The 15,642-nt window shown below is 53.1% G+C and carries 13 protein-coding genes; 5 read left to right on the top strand and 8 right to left on the bottom strand.

Going from position 1 to position 15,642, the window contains the following annotated elements:
* Positions 1 to 903: 903 nt before the first annotated feature.
* The 4 genes from J4377_RS02375 to J4377_RS02360 form a co-directional block, all read right to left on the bottom strand.
* Positions 904 to 1,392: a universal stress protein gene (locus J4377_RS02375; protein WP_253486517.1), complete on the bottom strand. Its 489-nt coding sequence runs from the start codon at positions 1,390 to 1,392 to the stop codon at positions 904 to 906.
* Between the two features lie 40 nt (positions 1,393 to 1,432).
* On the bottom strand, positions 1,433 to 2,773 hold the full coding sequence (locus J4377_RS02370; RefSeq protein ID WP_253486515.1) for a TRAP transporter large permease: 1,341 nt from the start codon (positions 2,771 to 2,773) through the stop codon (positions 1,433 to 1,435).
* Between the two features lie 18 nt (positions 2,774 to 2,791).
* A complete protein-coding gene (locus tag J4377_RS02365) occupies positions 2,792 to 3,340 on the bottom strand; it encodes a TRAP transporter small permease (RefSeq protein ID WP_253486513.1) in 549 nt (182 codons plus the stop codon).
* Between the two features lie 89 nt (positions 3,341 to 3,429).
* Positions 3,430 to 4,428 (bottom strand): TRAP transporter substrate-binding protein, encoded by a 999-nt coding sequence (locus J4377_RS02360; RefSeq protein WP_253486511.1) that lies wholly within the window; start codon positions 4,426 to 4,428, stop codon positions 3,430 to 3,432.
* A gap of 370 nt (positions 4,429 to 4,798) precedes the next feature.
* On the opposite strand from J4377_RS02360, the gene J4377_RS02355 reads away from it, so the two are divergent.
* Complete coding sequence (locus J4377_RS02355) at positions 4,799 to 6,271, top strand: PLP-dependent aminotransferase family protein (protein ID WP_253486509.1); 1,473 nt, start codon at positions 4,799 to 4,801, stop codon at positions 6,269 to 6,271.
* A gap of 457 nt (positions 6,272 to 6,728) precedes the next feature.
* On the opposite strand, the gene J4377_RS02350 is transcribed toward J4377_RS02355, so the two are convergent.
* From J4377_RS02350 to xsc, 4 genes are all read right to left on the bottom strand, one after another.
* A complete protein-coding gene (locus tag J4377_RS02350; protein ID WP_253486507.1) occupies positions 6,729 to 8,165 on the bottom strand; it encodes an FAD-binding oxidoreductase in 1,437 nt (478 codons plus the stop codon).
* A 46-nt stretch (positions 8,166 to 8,211) separates the two neighbouring features.
* A complete protein-coding gene (locus J4377_RS02345; protein ID WP_253486505.1) occupies positions 8,212 to 8,604 on the bottom strand; it encodes a nuclear transport factor 2 family protein in 393 nt (130 codons plus the stop codon).
* Between the two features lie 154 nt (positions 8,605 to 8,758).
* On the bottom strand, positions 8,759 to 9,892 hold the full coding sequence (gene thiO, locus J4377_RS02340) for a glycine oxidase ThiO (protein WP_253486503.1): 1,134 nt from the start codon (positions 9,890 to 9,892) through the stop codon (positions 8,759 to 8,761).
* Between the two features lie 185 nt (positions 9,893 to 10,077).
* Positions 10,078 to 11,895 carry a sulfoacetaldehyde acetyltransferase gene (gene xsc / locus J4377_RS02335; RefSeq protein ID WP_253486498.1) on the bottom strand — a complete coding sequence of 606 codons (1,818 nt, stop codon included), beginning with the start codon at positions 11,893 to 11,895 and terminating at the stop codon, positions 10,078 to 10,080.
* 204 nt (positions 11,896 to 12,099) lie between these two features.
* Here xsc and J4377_RS02330 point away from each other — a divergent pair, with 204 nt between their 5' ends.
* Genes J4377_RS02330 through J4377_RS02315 form a run of 4 tightly spaced genes read left to right on the top strand, consistent with a single transcriptional unit; the run spans position 12,100 to position 15,573 of the window.
* On the top strand, positions 12,100 to 13,080 hold the full coding sequence (locus J4377_RS02330) for a MoxR family ATPase (protein WP_095604710.1): 981 nt from the start codon (positions 12,100 to 12,102) through the stop codon (positions 13,078 to 13,080).
* Positions 13,077 to 14,810 (top strand): cobalamin biosynthesis protein CobT, encoded by a 1,734-nt coding sequence (locus tag J4377_RS02325; protein WP_253486502.1) that lies wholly within the window; start codon positions 13,077 to 13,079, stop codon positions 14,808 to 14,810. Before J4377_RS02330 ends, J4377_RS02325 begins: the two co-directional genes overlap by 4 nt.
* A 51-nt stretch (positions 14,811 to 14,861) precedes the next feature.
* Positions 14,862 to 15,215: a Lin0512 family protein gene (locus tag J4377_RS02320; protein WP_095604712.1), complete on the top strand. Its 354-nt coding sequence runs from the start codon at positions 14,862 to 14,864 to the stop codon at positions 15,213 to 15,215.
* Entirely contained in the window at positions 15,208 to 15,573 is a 366-nt protein-coding gene (locus J4377_RS02315) for a Lin0512 family protein (protein WP_095604713.1), read from the top strand. The genes J4377_RS02320 and J4377_RS02315 overlap by 8 nt, the downstream gene beginning before the upstream one ends.
* The last annotated feature ends 69 nt before the right edge of the window (positions 15,574 to 15,642 follow it).

Here is a 15,642-nt window from a genome sequence, read left to right as displayed (position 1 = left end):
GCTTCGCAACACACTCTTACTTAAAGCGGATCATCCGCAACCATAATGCGAGCAACTTTAACAGCAAAAACCTCTATGGCAATTCTTTCTCGCAGTCAGGAATTGATGCAGAGTCAAGAAACTCTTCATTAAGAGATGGCTGGCTATTCTTGGATGTAATAGCAGCTGGAAAGCCAAAGCTGTGCATAAATTCCGAATAATTTAAAAATATTAAAAGCTGTCGATACTTTTTATTTTTTATGTGGCTTTATACAAAACTGTTCATAGCTCGCTTGGCATGATCCGAGATAACATATAATCGTTACAGGGCTGTTATCTTTTTCAAACGATTTTCGACGTCATCGTTAAGCGTCCGAAAGGCGCATTTTGAATACAAGGTAAACCTACCAACTAAGGTGCAAATCATATCGAGCAGCAAGTACGCCCCAAACAATTGACACAAAAAGTGGAAGTACAATGGCTCATCGAATCGCTTTAGCAAGCTTTCTTCTGTTTGTCCGTTAAAATGGGCCGGACAGCAACTAGTGCTTCTGGAAGCAAGAAGGTCTCGGGGTAGCCCAGCAATCTCCACCCGCCGCATTTCGATGTGGCCGGTAGATCACCATGCATAGGTGCATATAGCTCCCTCCCCTTACATAAGCATGAGGCTCTACTGTCGAGCCTCATACTGAAAACTTATCCTTAAATTTAAAAAGCAACCACAACAAACTCCTTCAGAGCATAGCCGCCATGGGGTTTTCAATTGATAACTAAGTTCGCTGAGTGTGAACTAACCTAGTGGCCTCACCCATGGACTCGACACTGCATCAAATTGCCATTGTTGCTATGCTGAGTTGCTGCTGAACAAAACACGCCCCTTATGAATTCTGGGTCAACAGCTCTAATAAACTATCCTGAAGAAAATCATTCTGGTGGTGGTACGACTACAACCGGTATATGGCTACGCTTGAGGACTCCACGCGTTACCTTGCCAGCGTAGGAAGCAGTAATGCCACGCTTATTAGAAGCCATTACAATCAAGTCACAGCTTAACTTGGATGCCCGCTGTACGATAACCTGAGCAGGATAACCTTCAACTACATCTCGACTAGCAACATAAGACTCCAGGACTTCGCTGCCTTCGCCGCAGGCACTGAAGTAGTTTTCTAGCTTGGCATCTAACTGTTGCTGAGCATCGTCTAGGCGCTTACGAACCATCGCTTTAAGAGCCTGCTTGTCACGGATATTGACACGTAGGGTATTCATTACATCATCTTCGAGCGACTTTACAGCATGCAAGATATGCAGGTGTGCCCCAGTGGCCGAGGCTAGCTTTACCGCCTGCTCCAACACCGCATGGCTGTCACTTTTAAGCCCGACGCAGCATAGGATATTTTCGATTGAATTGTGCATAACCCACTCCCAAAACCAGAAAATGAACCTTGAGCCCTGTTTAGTAACCCATCACTCTAGGCAACCATAAAGCGATCTCTGGGACATAGGCGATGATGAAAAGCGCAAGAATCGACGCACCTGCAAAGGGCAGCGCACGGTAAGAAATTTCTTCTATGGAGGCCCCACCTATCCCCGAGGCAACGAACAAGTTTTCTCCCAAGGGCGGCGTCTGGAAACCGATTGCTAGTGCACAAACCACGACAATTCCCACATGAACTGGATCGGCACCTAACATGTACATAATGGGCAGCAATACCGGTGTCAGAATCATAATAGCCGCCAGTGTTTCCATAAACATACCGACAAAAAGCAGGAACATAATGATAATGGCCCAGATGAGATACATGTTCTGGGTGAAGTCCAACATTGCTGAGGCAATATAAGCTGGGACACGCTGCTCAACCAACAAGCGTCCAAACACTGTGGCAGTGAAAAGAATCAGCAGCACCCGCCCACTAATCCAGGTGGTAGTTTCTAGAGTTTTCATGGCTGGCCGGAACTTGAGTTCTTTATGGATAAAAATACCCACTAACAAGGTATAGAAAATAGCTACAATCGCCGACTCCGTAGGTGTAAAGATACCTGAGTAAATACCACCAAGAATGATTATCGGCGCCAACATAGACCAGATGCCGCGACGCAATGCCGTCTTAATCGAATCCGTTGACCAACGGTCTGTAAGACCGCGATAGCCATGCTTTTTCGACAAAATATAATTTATTGTCAATAAACTTCCGGCAATCACCATTCCTGGGAAGATGCCGGCAATAAATAGCTTGGGTATTGACAGCGTTTGAAAACTTCCATGCTCCGCAATCGCTTCAGGTGGCGGCATCATGCCCATTCCGGTGATTCCGAAGATAACCATTGGAATCGACGGCGGGATTACCACACCCAAGCCACCAGAAGAGGCTGTAATCGCAGAAGCATAGCCACGATCATAATGACGCTGAACCATAGCGGGAATCATCAACATCCCTACGGCGGCTGTCGTCGCAGGCCCCGACCCCGAGATAGCACCAAAAAACATACACGCAAATACTGTGGCCGCTGCCAAACCGCCGGTTGCCGGCCCAGCGAATGCCTCAGCAATATCTACTAGACGACGCGAAACCCCCGAGGCCTCCATCAAAGCTCCTGCAAGGATGAAGGCTGGCAGCGCCATCAAGGGGAAAGAGCCAACTGAGGTAAAAGCAATTTGCACGAAAGAGGCGGGGTTCTGCCCAATATAGAGAAATGCTGTTAGGGCTGCTACACCAAGAGAAGCCGTAATCGGAGAACCCAGCAGCAGCAGCAAGAAAAAAGCGCCAAATAGCACATAGATGATAGTGGGATCCATAGCGTTGTCTCCGCTCACTCAGGTTTTATTGTCAGTGTTGTTTTGTTTGCGCTTCATCTCTTCTATCTGCGCATCTTCCGGATCAATAACCTGCTTGTGCATGACGTGCTTTACATACATATTTTGAAGTATGCGAATCGACATAAGTAAGAAGGCAAGCGGAAGAATCGTGTAGAAGTACTTCATCGGAATCCCCATTGTTTGGGACTTCCAGAACACATTCATGCGATTAAATGCAAAGTCATAGCTCAGGTAGACAAAGTAGAGATTGAAACCTACCCACACCAAGTCAGTGAAGATATTGCATACTTTCTCCACTACTCGTGGAAAAAAGCGAAATTGAAAGGTAACGCGGTTATGTGCCGACATTTTGGCCGCATAGACCGCCCCCATATACGCAAACCACACAAATGCATAGGTTGCCAGCTCATCTCCCCAGGCCAGCGAACCGCTAAACAAATTGCGCAGCACAATCTGAATAAACAGAAGCACTACAAAGAACACCAAGAGAAACTGACAAAGATAGCTTTCCAGGTTATCCAGCACTCTAAAAACAGTCTTTTTCATTTGGCTGACACCTTACTGATGCTCTATCCAAAATATACGGAAGCTGCATCGACCCAAGGGCCGATACAGAACATTCAGAGGGAATTCATTTAATCAAGGTCTCTACCGAGCGCCTGAAGCGCTGCCTCCAGCCTCTCTTCGCCTCCGATGCTGTCGTAGAAACGTGGCCAAATACTAGTAGCTAGCTCAATCCACTCGCTTTCATCGTTGTCAGGTTCAATGATTTGCATTCCATGCTCTTCCACCAACGCCTGCCTAATAGACTCTTCCGACTCTAGCAGGTAGTCGTAGCTGTAGGCGGTAGCTTCATGCCCCGCCTCCAATACGGTTTCCTGCATTTCTGGGCTCAGGCTCTGGAACTTTGACTCACTCATGATCAGTGGCTCAAGGGAGAATATGTAACAGATATCAGTGATGTAATCCTGGACCTCGTAGAACTTCATTGCATTGATGGTGATGTAGGGGTTGTCCTGTCCATCCACAACGCCTTGTTGCAGGGCCGTGAAAGTTTCGGACCAAGCCATGGGAAGCGGGTTGACACCCCACTCTTGATAAGAAGCAATCATGATTTCGTTGCGCGGCACTCGAATGGTGAGCCCGCTCAAGTCGTCCGGACTAGCCACAGGCTTACTAGAATTACTCAGCACACGACATCCCGAATAGGCCCAAGAAAGAATTCGAACGCCGGCGTCGCGAATAGTGTTTTCTATTAGTTGATCACCAATCTCTCCCTGAGTCAGTATCTTAGCGTCCTCTGAATCAGTAATAACGTATGGTAGAGTTAGAACTCCTACACTGGGAGAAAAAGGAGTGATGTTGTTAATCGCAAGCACTGACAAGTCTACTAATCCCATACCTGCACCAGTGACCGTATCTTGCTCGCTTCCCAATTGGCCATTCGGGAACATATCAACGTTAATTTGGCCATCGGTTTTTTCATGTATCAACTGGGCAAACTTCTCTCCCATAGCATATTGCGTTCCACCTTGAGCATCACCTAGCGCCATGCGCCAGGTTTCGGCTAGGGCGTTCTGGCTAATAACTGCGCTGACAGCTGCCACGGCTAAAGGAAGCATCATCTTTTTCATATTATTCTCCCAGCAAGGTATTGTTATTGAGCTTGGATTAGACAGAAGCAGCTATCCAGATTGTCATAGTAAGTTTGCGCTGCTTCATACTTATCACTTTACCCCCCTACCAATCGAGACTAGGGCCAGACACTATCCATCTATTGGTCCAGCGGATCGGCAAATGCTTAGCATATAAACTAAGGTTTAACCCCCCGCGCAAAAAGCATACAAACTGCTGATTTATCAACTATAAAGCTGTACAAAAGAAAGCTTTATTGCCATGCTCGATAACATATTTATTAATCCCTGAGCCCCCCTCTGCCGCTTTGTTGTTTCGACTGTATTGTCGTTACTCACCGCGCAGGATGGTGCCTTTATCGAGTGAGATATGAAGATGCTGCTATTCCATCTCGATCCCAGACAGCCGACGAGCCTGCAGCAGCAGCTTCGCGAACAGATCGTGCATGCAATTCTGGAAGGCCATATACCACTTAACGAAGCCCTACCTTCTAGCCGTAAACTAGCGCGAGAGCTTCAGGTGGCTCGCAACACTGTAATGCTGGCTTATGAGCAACTACTGGATGATGGTTATCTAATAGCCAAGAGTCGCAGCGGCTACTTTGTCAATCCAGAGATCCTCGAAGGACGAGCAGAGAAGCCGGTTCGGCTCAATGATATTGATGCTGAGCGCATGCCCTGGGAAAACCTACTATCGGTACATCCTTCTAAACAGGAGACCATTTGTAAGCCCAGCGACTGGCACCGCTACGAATATCCATTTCTCTATGGTCAAATCGATCCGACTCTCTTTCCAACCCAGCACTGGCGAGAGTGCAGCCGTGACTCTATGAGTGTGCCGGCAATCCGCAGTTGGTCTGTTGATCACCTCAACGATGACGATCCGTTACTGGTCGAACAGATTCACCAGCGACTTCTACCGAGACGGGGTGTTTGGGCTCAACCTGAAGAGATCCTTATCACAGTCGGCACTCAGCAAGCGCTATGGATCACCGCGATGTTGCTACTCAAGCCGGGTAGAAAGTTCGGCATTGAAAATCCTGGCTATGTGGACATGTACAACATCGCTCAGATATTCACCGATGAGATTCGCCTGTTACCGGTTGACGAGCAAGGCGTACAACTTATAGAGGAGCTGAGACAGTGTCATCTGGTTTACACCACACCCAGCCACCAGAGTCCTACCACTGTGACAATGCCGCTCGAGCGTCGTAGGCAGTTGCTAGACATGGCTGAAATCAACAACTTCTTGATTATCGAAGACGACTACGACAGCGAGACAAACTACCTTAGCAACCCCACGCCAGCCCTAAAGAGCCTCGACCGGCACAGTCGGGTGATCTATGTTGGTAGCCTTTCCAAAACCTTGGCACCAGGGCTGCGACTCGGTTACATGGTCGCCCACCCGGCGCTTATTCGTGAAGCCCGCGCTTTGCGACGCCTAATGCTGCGTCACCCTCCGACTAACAACCAGCGCGCCTTAGCGTTGTTTCTCGAACGTGGCTATAACGATGCACTGATCAGGCAAATTCACCAAACTTTCCACAACCGCTGGCAACGGATGAATGAAGCCCTAAAGCGCCATATGGTTGGCTTCCATATCTCTTCTAACTATGGAGGATCCTGCTTCTGGCTTAGAGGCCCCGAAGGACTGGACTGCCAGCACTTACAGGCACTGGCTCGCGAGGAGGGCATATTGCTGGAGCGTGGCGATCTGCACTACTTTGATCGTCCAGCCAAAGAGTATTTAAGATTGGGATTTTCGGCTATTCCTGAAGAGCGCATTGAGCCAGGCATTAAACGCCTAGCTCGACTAGTTTCTGATGCAATAGTCAAGCCATAGCAATGTATTTTCCACCTCTAAAGTCCCAAGCAGTTGGAGCATTTCGGTTATATAAAGCACCTTCTGGATCGAGAGTCACTCATAACCTTTAAGGGTGTAAGGCGTTAACGCTCACTAGGCGATCAAAAGTGGTTCTCCGCTACCAACCGTGACATCACCTCGGCGCTCACTATAGTCGGTTAGTTTTACAGATAAAGTGGTCGCTTCCTTTCAGGGAGTGCTCTCGGCGGCCGCATTACTTTCAGGATTTCATATCGGGATATTCCATCAACGTATTGAAGATCACCATTATTGCCTAATAACTGATGAAAAAATCCAGAATCCATACTTTCACCGGCGCCTGACAATCGTCCGGCCTTTGATAAGAGTAACGCCAGGCTAAGCATTAAGCTCTCCTGGCATCTTGACAATTAAAATCTGGCTTTGGCTCCCTTAATAATGAGCTTTCATTAGACGCCTAGAGCACCTCGTCCTTGAGGTAGTACCAGCGATAAAGAAATCTTTGTCCGACACGACGGAAAGGAGCAAAGGACTGAGACTCCACTATTTCCCGAATATTTGGGAACGGTAGCTTGGATGTAAAAATCGGCAGGTCGAGTTGTTTTCCATCACCAGCAATCCACTGGGCTAATCGACGACCCGCCTGTGCTGAATACATAACCCCATTACCTCCATAGCCTAGTGCATAGAAGATAGTTTCCTTAGGGTTCGGCTGATAAATACGAGGCATCATGTCGTGACTGACGTCAACCCAGCCCCACCAGGAGTAATCTAGTGCAACCCCCTTTAGAGCAGGAAACTTACGAATCATGTTACTCACCAACACATCTTCGTATTTTTGTTGAGGCGCATCACGCCCGGTAATTGCACTTCGGCTTCCAATCTGCAGCCGGTTATCTGGCAGCAAGCGGTAGTAATGTCTCAGCACTCGGGTATCGGTGATCACTTGATGAGTACGCAGGCTACAAGCATCAATTTCACTAGTAGTAAGTGGCCTAGTAACAATTGAGTTCGACAAGATTGGTAATAGTCTATTTTTGAGCTGGGGGTGCAAGCTCTGAGATGTGTATCCACCAGTTGCAATTCCCACCGCGCGAGCCCTTACTGTGCCCCCTGGGGTCTTAAGATAGTGGACACCATCACGGGTTTCCCAACTCTGCACAGGGCTGGAGGGATGCACCTTTGCACCCAACGCCCTAGCTTTTTTGAGATAACCAAAAGCCAGTTTTCCAGCATGAATACCTATACCCTCAGGCTCGTGCATAGCACCAGCGGCATCCTGGTCGCCAACCCATTCACGTTTAACCGTCTCGGCATCAAGTATCTGTGCATCGTATTCAAAGGTGTCCCGCAGTAACTTAGCTTCTTTTTCGAGGATTGGCATGACCTTGTCGCGGTGTGCGACATAAAGGTGACCACCATGTTGCGGCTCGCAGTCAATATCCTTGATCAAGGTCTTGAAAGTTTCCATACCATCCAGACACTCGCGATGTAGCTTAAGGGCAGTGTCTAGCCCATAGCGCTCAATCCACTGGGAGCGTTTTAACCGTCCCGAGGCGCACTGAGCTTGGCCACCATTGCGGGTGCTGCAGCCCCAACTGGAACGATTGGCCTCGAGCACCGTAGCGTGAATGCCGTACTCCTGAGCCAAGAAAATGGCCGCGGTCAGGCCGGTGAAGCCGGCCCCGACAATCACCACATCAACATCCATATCTGCAGTGACAGGCCCATCATCTGCGGGCGGCTCGCCTGCGGTACCGATCCAGTAAGTCGGCGCATAGTCACGGCCATGCCCCGGCGTCGCGCTCTCGAGCGGATCATAAGCAGGATCATAAGGCTGAGATGGGGCCGTTGCGCGGCCTAATGCATCTTCTACCTTGCTAGCTGTCTGCATGGTCGACTCCTTGTTGTCGTTGGTTGGCCGTGACGATGTGATGGTTTTAGCGGTCGCTGCCTGCAACCGGTGGGCGATTCTTACGGAAGGCATTCTTCACGGCGATCTTGCCGTCGCGAAAAGTGAAAGCATCTATCATGCGCGCCTCAGAGCGGACACCGTCGTTGGTCGTACCTTTATAGGTAGTTTCCGAAAAGCCGCGATTGCCGATAACGAAGTGCTCGCCATCGACCCAGCAAGCATCAGGGGCAGTTTTCCAGGCATTTTCTAAACCTTGCCGCACCTCGGCTTGGCCAACAAAACTCTTGCCCTGCAGATCCGGGCCGGCCACGGCGTGAAAAATGCAATCGTCGGTCATCATGGACATGACAGCGTCGATATCATGATTATTGAGGGCGTCGCTAAAGGCTTTAAGAAATTCCACATCTGGCTGGTGCATTTATTTCTCCCGTAAACTCACTAATGATCTCAATGAACTAGACTCTGGCCGCTTAATACAACCTGGACAAAGCACATAAGTAAGATTACTGCCGACCATTGCCTTCGCGTAGCACCAGTTACAGATGCCCTTTTGGGCCAGCGCTTTCCGTTGTTTATGCAGTAGACTGCTCCCAGCCTGAGCGATATTGATAAGCTGGGCGATAGGGAGCAGGATCAATTAACGGAGTTCGCATCAGCAACTGATCTGCTAGCAAACGTGCCGATGCTGGAGCTAGCACCAAACCATTGCGGTAGTGACCGGCATTGACGAACAATCCTTTGATCTCCGGCAATTCACCGATGAAGGGGACACCGTTGGGCGCTGCGGGTCTCAGCCCTGCCCAGTGGTGCTCGATTGGGCAGCCAGCCAGGGCAGGCAGCATGGCCAGCGCGCTTTGGCGCAGCGATTCATAGGCATCAACGGTTGGCGTCTTATCGAAGTCGGCCTCTTCCAGAGTCGAACCGATCAGCACCCGTCCGTCCCCACGGGGGATCAGATAACGGCCATCAGCCAGCACCACCCGCTCTAGAAGCTGTCTGCCCTCGGCCATCGGCTGTGTGCGAAACAGCATCATCTGGCCCTTCACTGGACGAACCGGCAGCGCAATACCAAGTCGATCTAGCAGCACGCCACTCCAAGCTCCACCGCATAGCACTACTTGGCCAGCGGCAATACGCCCGCAAGATGTCTCGATACCGGTTACCCGCCCCTGCTGGACGCACAGCCCTTCAACCGTTAGCCCCTCCTCAAGGGTGACACGTGGCAGCGTCATCAAACGGGCCCGAAGCGCCTGACAAAGGCGTGGATTACGAATACTACCCAAAGTCGGCATCCACAGACCCGACTCGATGCCCTCGGCTAGCCAAGGCTCCTTGGTGTAGATAAAACTCCCACTAACGGCTTCAAGCGGCTTGCCGAGTCGACGAGCCCAGTTGAATGCCATATCGCCATCGTTGACGCCCAGATAGAGCAGCCCCTTCTGGCGGTATTCTGGATCGATGCCGGTCTCTTCAAACAAGCGGGTGGCCAACTGTGGATATTCTTGTTCGGCATAGCGCGACAGGTTAGAAACCGGTTCGCTGTAGCGCCAGGGATACAGCGGGGAGACGATACCTCCCCCGGCCCAGGAGGCCTCTTCGCCGCACCGTCGTCGCTCCACCAGCGTGACAGAGCAACCTGCCTCAGCAAGTTGCAAGGCAGTCATCATGCCGATGACACCACCGCCAATAATCAACACATCTTGCATATCAAACTCCACTATCGGCCCGAGATGGCTGTGCCGTCGCCACCGTCTCAACCCACAAACAAGATCCCCGGTCCGGCAGCGAGATACGCTACCCGGCGACCGGGGATCATTCGATAGAACGCTATGTCAGCTTAAGCACCAGACTTCGAGACGCCGGATAGGCAGCTTGAGTCCGACGCAGGACGTCACACGTAGTCCTGATACTTTTCTAGCAGACGCACCGGCTTTTTCAGTGCATCCCGGCGGAAGGGGTCACCCAGTTCGCGCGTACACATCACTTCGATGATGCAGGTTTTACCCTCGTTCATCTGCATGTCCACCGCCTTCTTAAGCGCCGGCCCCACGTCTTCCAGCCGGTCCACGGTAATGCCTTCGGCACCCATCGCTCGACCGATCTCGGCGAAGCTCTGGTTGTCTAGCTCGCCAGCGACAAAACGGCGGTTGTAGAATTCCACTTGGTTCTTCTTCTCCGCGCCCCACTGACGGTTGTGGAACACCACCGCGGTCACCGGGATGTTTTCACGCACGGCCGTCATGGTTTCCATCAAGCTCATCCCCCAAGCGCCGTCGCCAGCATAAGCAATCGCTGGACGATGCGGTGCTGCCGCTTTGGCTCCGATGATGGTCGGTAGTGCATAGCCGCAGTTGCCGAAGCTCATGGGCGCGAAGAAGCTGCGCGGCTTTTCGAAGCGCAGGTAGCTGTGCGCTACAGCGTTGATATTACCAATATCCGTGGAAACCATTACATCCTTAGGCATGGCTTTTTCAAGCTCACGCAGCACCTGACGCGGGTGCAGATACTCGCCGCCAGAGAACGGCGTCTCGCCTTGCGCTTCGTCGATGGCATCGAGGCTGAACGGATCTTTCTCATGGGTCCAGGCATCAAGTTCCTGCTCCCAGGCTGACTTCTCACTGGCAATCTTATCGGCACGTGTTGTCTTGGTAGCATCACAAACCAGTTCGCGACCAGCCAGACGTTCGGTAAGCGCCTGAGCAGCTTCTTTGGCGTCGCCACAAATACCTACTGCAATCTTCTTCACCAAACCAAGCATCTTATGATCGGCGTCAATCTGAATGATCTTGGCGTCCTTTGGCCAATAGTCCAGGCCATGCTGCGGCAGAGTGCCGAAGGGTCCTAGGCGAGTGCCCAACGCCACTACCACATCTGCCTGGGCAATCAGTTTCATACCAGCCTTCGAGCCCTGATAGCCGAGCGGACCGCACCATAGCGGATGGCTTGCAGGGAAGGAGTCGTTGTGCTGGTAGCTATTAACTACCGGCGCTCCCAAGCGCTCGGCCAGTGCCTTGCAGGCGTCGACGCCGTCGGCCATGACCACTCCACCACCAGAGACGATCACCGGGAACTTGGCATTGGCCAATAGTTCGGCAGCCTCGTCGAGGGTTCGGGTACCGCCGGGACCACGATCCAGACGTGAAGGCTCGGGAACTTCACATTCGATCTCGCCATAGAAGTAATCGCGCGGGATGTTCAGCTGGGTCGGACCCATCTCGGACATGGCGCGATCGAAGCAGCGACCGGTGTACTCGGCCATTCGGGCCGGATGAGTGACGTGCCCCTGATACTTGGTGAACTCTTGGAACATCGGCAGCTGATGGCATTCCTGAAACCCGCCCAGGCCGATACCGTTGGTACCCGCTTCGGGGGTGACAATCACCACCGGGCTATGCGCCCAGTAAGCTGCGGCGATGCCGGTCACGCAATTGGAGATGCCAGGGCCGTTCTGACCAATGACCACCCCGTGACGACCAGAGACCCGCGCATAGCCGTCAGCCATGTGGGCGGCGCCCTGCTCGTGCACCACCGGGACCAGGCGAATGCCGGCCGGGGCGAAGATATCCATGGCATCCATGAATGCCGAGCCCATGATGCCAAACATCTCTGTCACGCCATTAGCCACAAGGGTTTCGACGAAGGCCTCTGACGGGGTCATGGTCTGCTTGCCCTGGACGACTGGGCGGGTATCAGGAATCGGGTTGCTCATTGGGACTCTCCGCATCACGTGGCGTTAAATTTATTTTTCGGTACAAAATATTCCGATTTACAGAATATTTACGGAATCTAGCTCAATAAATGCTCAAGCGTCAACGATAAATATCAAAAAACGATACTATTTGATTCTTTTTATGAAACACAACTATGATGATTATACATTCTAAAAAAGCTCTTGATGGTCGAGGAGACAGTGATGACAGACCGGATGAACGCCCAGCCCAATGTCTTAAGGTCCGCGCGCGAGTTGTTCGGCATTGACAGTGATCTGCAGATACCCACTTTCAGTGAGCGAGATGAGTATGTGCCCGAAATAGACGAAGCCTATCGCTTCAACCCCGATGTGACCCTTGCCATACTGGCTGGCTTCACCTGTAATCGACGGGTTATGCTTCAGGGGCTACATGGAACAGGGAAATCGACCCATATCGAGCAGGTCGCGGCTCGGCTTAACTGGCCCTGCCTGAGAGTCAACCTGGACGGACACATCAGCCGCATGGATCTTGTCGGCAAGGATGCCATCGTGATACGCGATGGCGTACAGGTAACCGAATTCCAGGAAGGCATCGTGCCCTGGTCGCTTCAGCGGCCGGTGGCGCTGATCTTCGATGAATATGACGCCGGTCGGCCAGACGTGATGTTCGTCATCCAGCGCATTCTTGAGCGAGATGGCCACTTCACCCTGCTCGATCAGAACCGAGTGATTCACCCGCACCCCAGCTTCCGGCTGTTCGCAACCGCCAACACCGTTGGGCTAGGCAATCTCACAGGGCTCTATCAGGGTACCCAGGTGCTCAACCACGCCCAGATTGACCGCTGGAACATCGTCGCCAAGCTCGATTACTTGCCTCGCGAAGAGGAAGTCGCCATCGTGCTGGCCCGGGTACCCTCTAAAGACAGCGAGAAAGGGCGCAAGCTCATCTCTTCAATGGTGGCGGTAGCCAACCTCACCCGCCGGGGTTTTGCCACCGGCGACTTGTCGACGCTGATGTCGCCGCGAACGGTGATCACTTGGGCGGAGAACTGCGAGATATTCCGCAATCCGGCTCTGGCCTTCCGTCTCTCTTTCCTCAACAAGTGCGATGAGGCAGAGCGCCCGATTATCGCTGAGTACTATCAGCGTTGCTTCGGCGAGGAACTAGACGAATCCTGGATGCGAGAGGCCGATCCGTCATGAGTGCGAGCGCCCAGCAGCAGGCTCGCCGCCAGCAGCGCATTGAGGAGCTTTGCGCGGCAAGCCTGCGCGCGATGACTGGTGAAGCCGACCTGCACTATCGCGGAAGGCGCCTGTATCAAGGCGAAACGCGCCTGCCGATCCATTCGCCGCACCTGCGCATCGACCCTGCGTACAATACGTTCACCGATTGTCGGGCAACTGCCGATGGCATTGCCCTGCGCCTACTACACTCCGATACCGCCGTTCACCGCCTATTCTGCCCGGAAGACCAGGTCGAGAGGCTGGTCTTCGAGCTGCTTGAGCAGCTGCGGGTGGAGACTAAAGCCCCAGACAATATGCCAGGCATGGCCGCTAATCTTCATCACCGTTTCGAGCGCTGGTCCCGCTCTTTCCACCGATCCGGAGTAACAGAAGGCAGCATCGGCCTGCTGCTCTACACCGTGGCACAGATGTGCTGGTCACGGCTGAATGCACGGCCGGTACTAGAGGAGACCGAGGACTATATCGAGGGTACCCGAGCCTCCCTGGTAGGCCAGATGGGTACCGCGCTGGCCGGCATGCGCCGCTATCGTCACGACCAGAATACCTACGCCGAACATGCGTTGATGATCGCAACCCTCGTCGGTGAGCGAGTACGCGCTGAACGGGCGGCGGCCGAAAAAGATAGCGGAGACGCCGATCAGGAAGAGGAAGCTACCAACGCCTTCGCCCTACTCCTTGATTTCGATGAGGGCGAAGGCGATGACAACGGCATCGCGGCTGCAGCGTCCGGGCGTAGCAAGGTCTTCGAGGAGGCCGCTCTCTCCTACCGTGTATTTACGACCCACTTCGATCGTGAGGTCGCGGCCGGCAGCTTGGTCCGACATGCCCTGCTGCGCGAGTACCGTGATCGGCTGGATCAGGCTACCGCCGAGCAGGCCATCAACTTACCTCGCCTGGCTCGCCAGCTTGGCAGCGTACTCTGGGAACCACGCCCCAGCGGCTGGATGTTTGGCGAGGAAGAGGGCCGTATCGATGGACGTCGACTCGCCCAGCTGGTCAGCTCCCCCACCGAACGCCGCCTGTTCTACCGCGACCAGGTCAAGCTAGACACCGACTGTATGGTCTGCCTGCTGATCGACTGCTCGGGCTCCATGAAGCATCACATCCTGCCGGTGACGATGATGGCCGAGAGCCTGATGCGTGCTCTCGAGATGATCGGAGCACATACCGAGCTGCTTGGCTTCACTACCGGGGCCTGGAATGGTGGGCGCGCCTATCAAGCGTGGATGCGCGGCGGACGCCCCCCTGGGCCAGGACGTCTCAATGAAGTCTGCCACATGGTGTTCAAGGACGCCGAGCGAAGCTGGCGGCGCGCCCGTACCGACATTGCGGCTCTTCTCAAGCCCGATCTGTTTCGTGAGGGCATCGACGGTGAAGCGGTGGACTGGGCCTGTGAGCGACTCCTCGCTCGCCCCGAGAGCCGACGCATTCTGATAGTGATCTCCGATGGCTGCCCCGCCGACAGCGCTACCAACTTGGTCAACGACTCCTACTACCTGGACAACCATCTTAAGGAGGTAGTCTCTCGTCGCACTAGAGAGGGTCAGGTAGAGGTACTAGGGCTCGGCGTGGGACTGGATCTCAGTCCCTTCTACCGTCGCAGCCTAGCTACCGATATGTCTCAGGTGTTAGATACTCACCTGTTCGATGAAATCGTCGATTTGATCGGCGGACACCGCCGTCGCTGACGGCCAACTGGTGAATCTCGAATAGAGATAAACCCACAATGGAGACCTTAGATGGCCAAAACCCGCATGGTGCATCAGTTCGGCATGGGCACCTCTATACGCAGCCGCAACTATACAGAGGCTTCAGCCCGGGCTATCCGTGATGCCCTTTGGCACAACTCGCTGAACCTGGCCGACGCCTTCGGCTTTCCCAAGATGGCCATGCTGATCGACGTCGAAATTGGCGTACAACAGCCAGAAGCCGTGGACAGCGACGCCCTGCTCGGCATCTTCCCCTATGGCCAGCCTCGTATCTCAGTGGCCAAAGGGGGGCTCGACGTGAACAAGCCCGACGGAAGCGGTACCACGGTGATCGCCAACGCCGCCGTTATCGTCTCCTTTGACATGGAGCGCAGTCATGAATGAGCAACGCATCATACTTGAGATGGGAACCGGCAACGACCTCTACGGCGAGGACTATACCAAAGCCGCCTGCCGCGCCGTGCAGGACGCCCTGCACCACTCATCCATTGTGCTTTTCAAGTCGCTGGGCATCGATCACCGCGAGATGCGTGTGGAAGTGACCATCGGGGTACAACATCCCGAACGAGTCGACGAGAAAGTGGTGTCAGCCGAGCTGCCCCGCGGCCGGGCCGAGGTCCGCGTAGTTCACGGCGGACTCGACGTGCATGATCCCGAAAACGCGACTACTCATGTGATTGCCACAGCCGCCGTCGCCGCCATGCTGCCTATCGATGGTGAGCTGTGGCTGCTGAACAACTAGGCAATTGGCTAGGTAGGCTTGCCCACCTCTTACTTCATCACTGACAGGCAAGCCGCACCGATACTTACT

Origin of the sequence: Halomonas sp. XH26, assembly GCF_024138895.1 — a bacterium.
Lineage (GTDB): Bacteria > Pseudomonadota > Gammaproteobacteria > Pseudomonadales > Halomonadaceae > Vreelandella > Vreelandella alkaliphila.
Note: the sequence above shows the minus strand (reverse complement) of the source record. Positions and strands in the feature narration are given on the sequence as shown.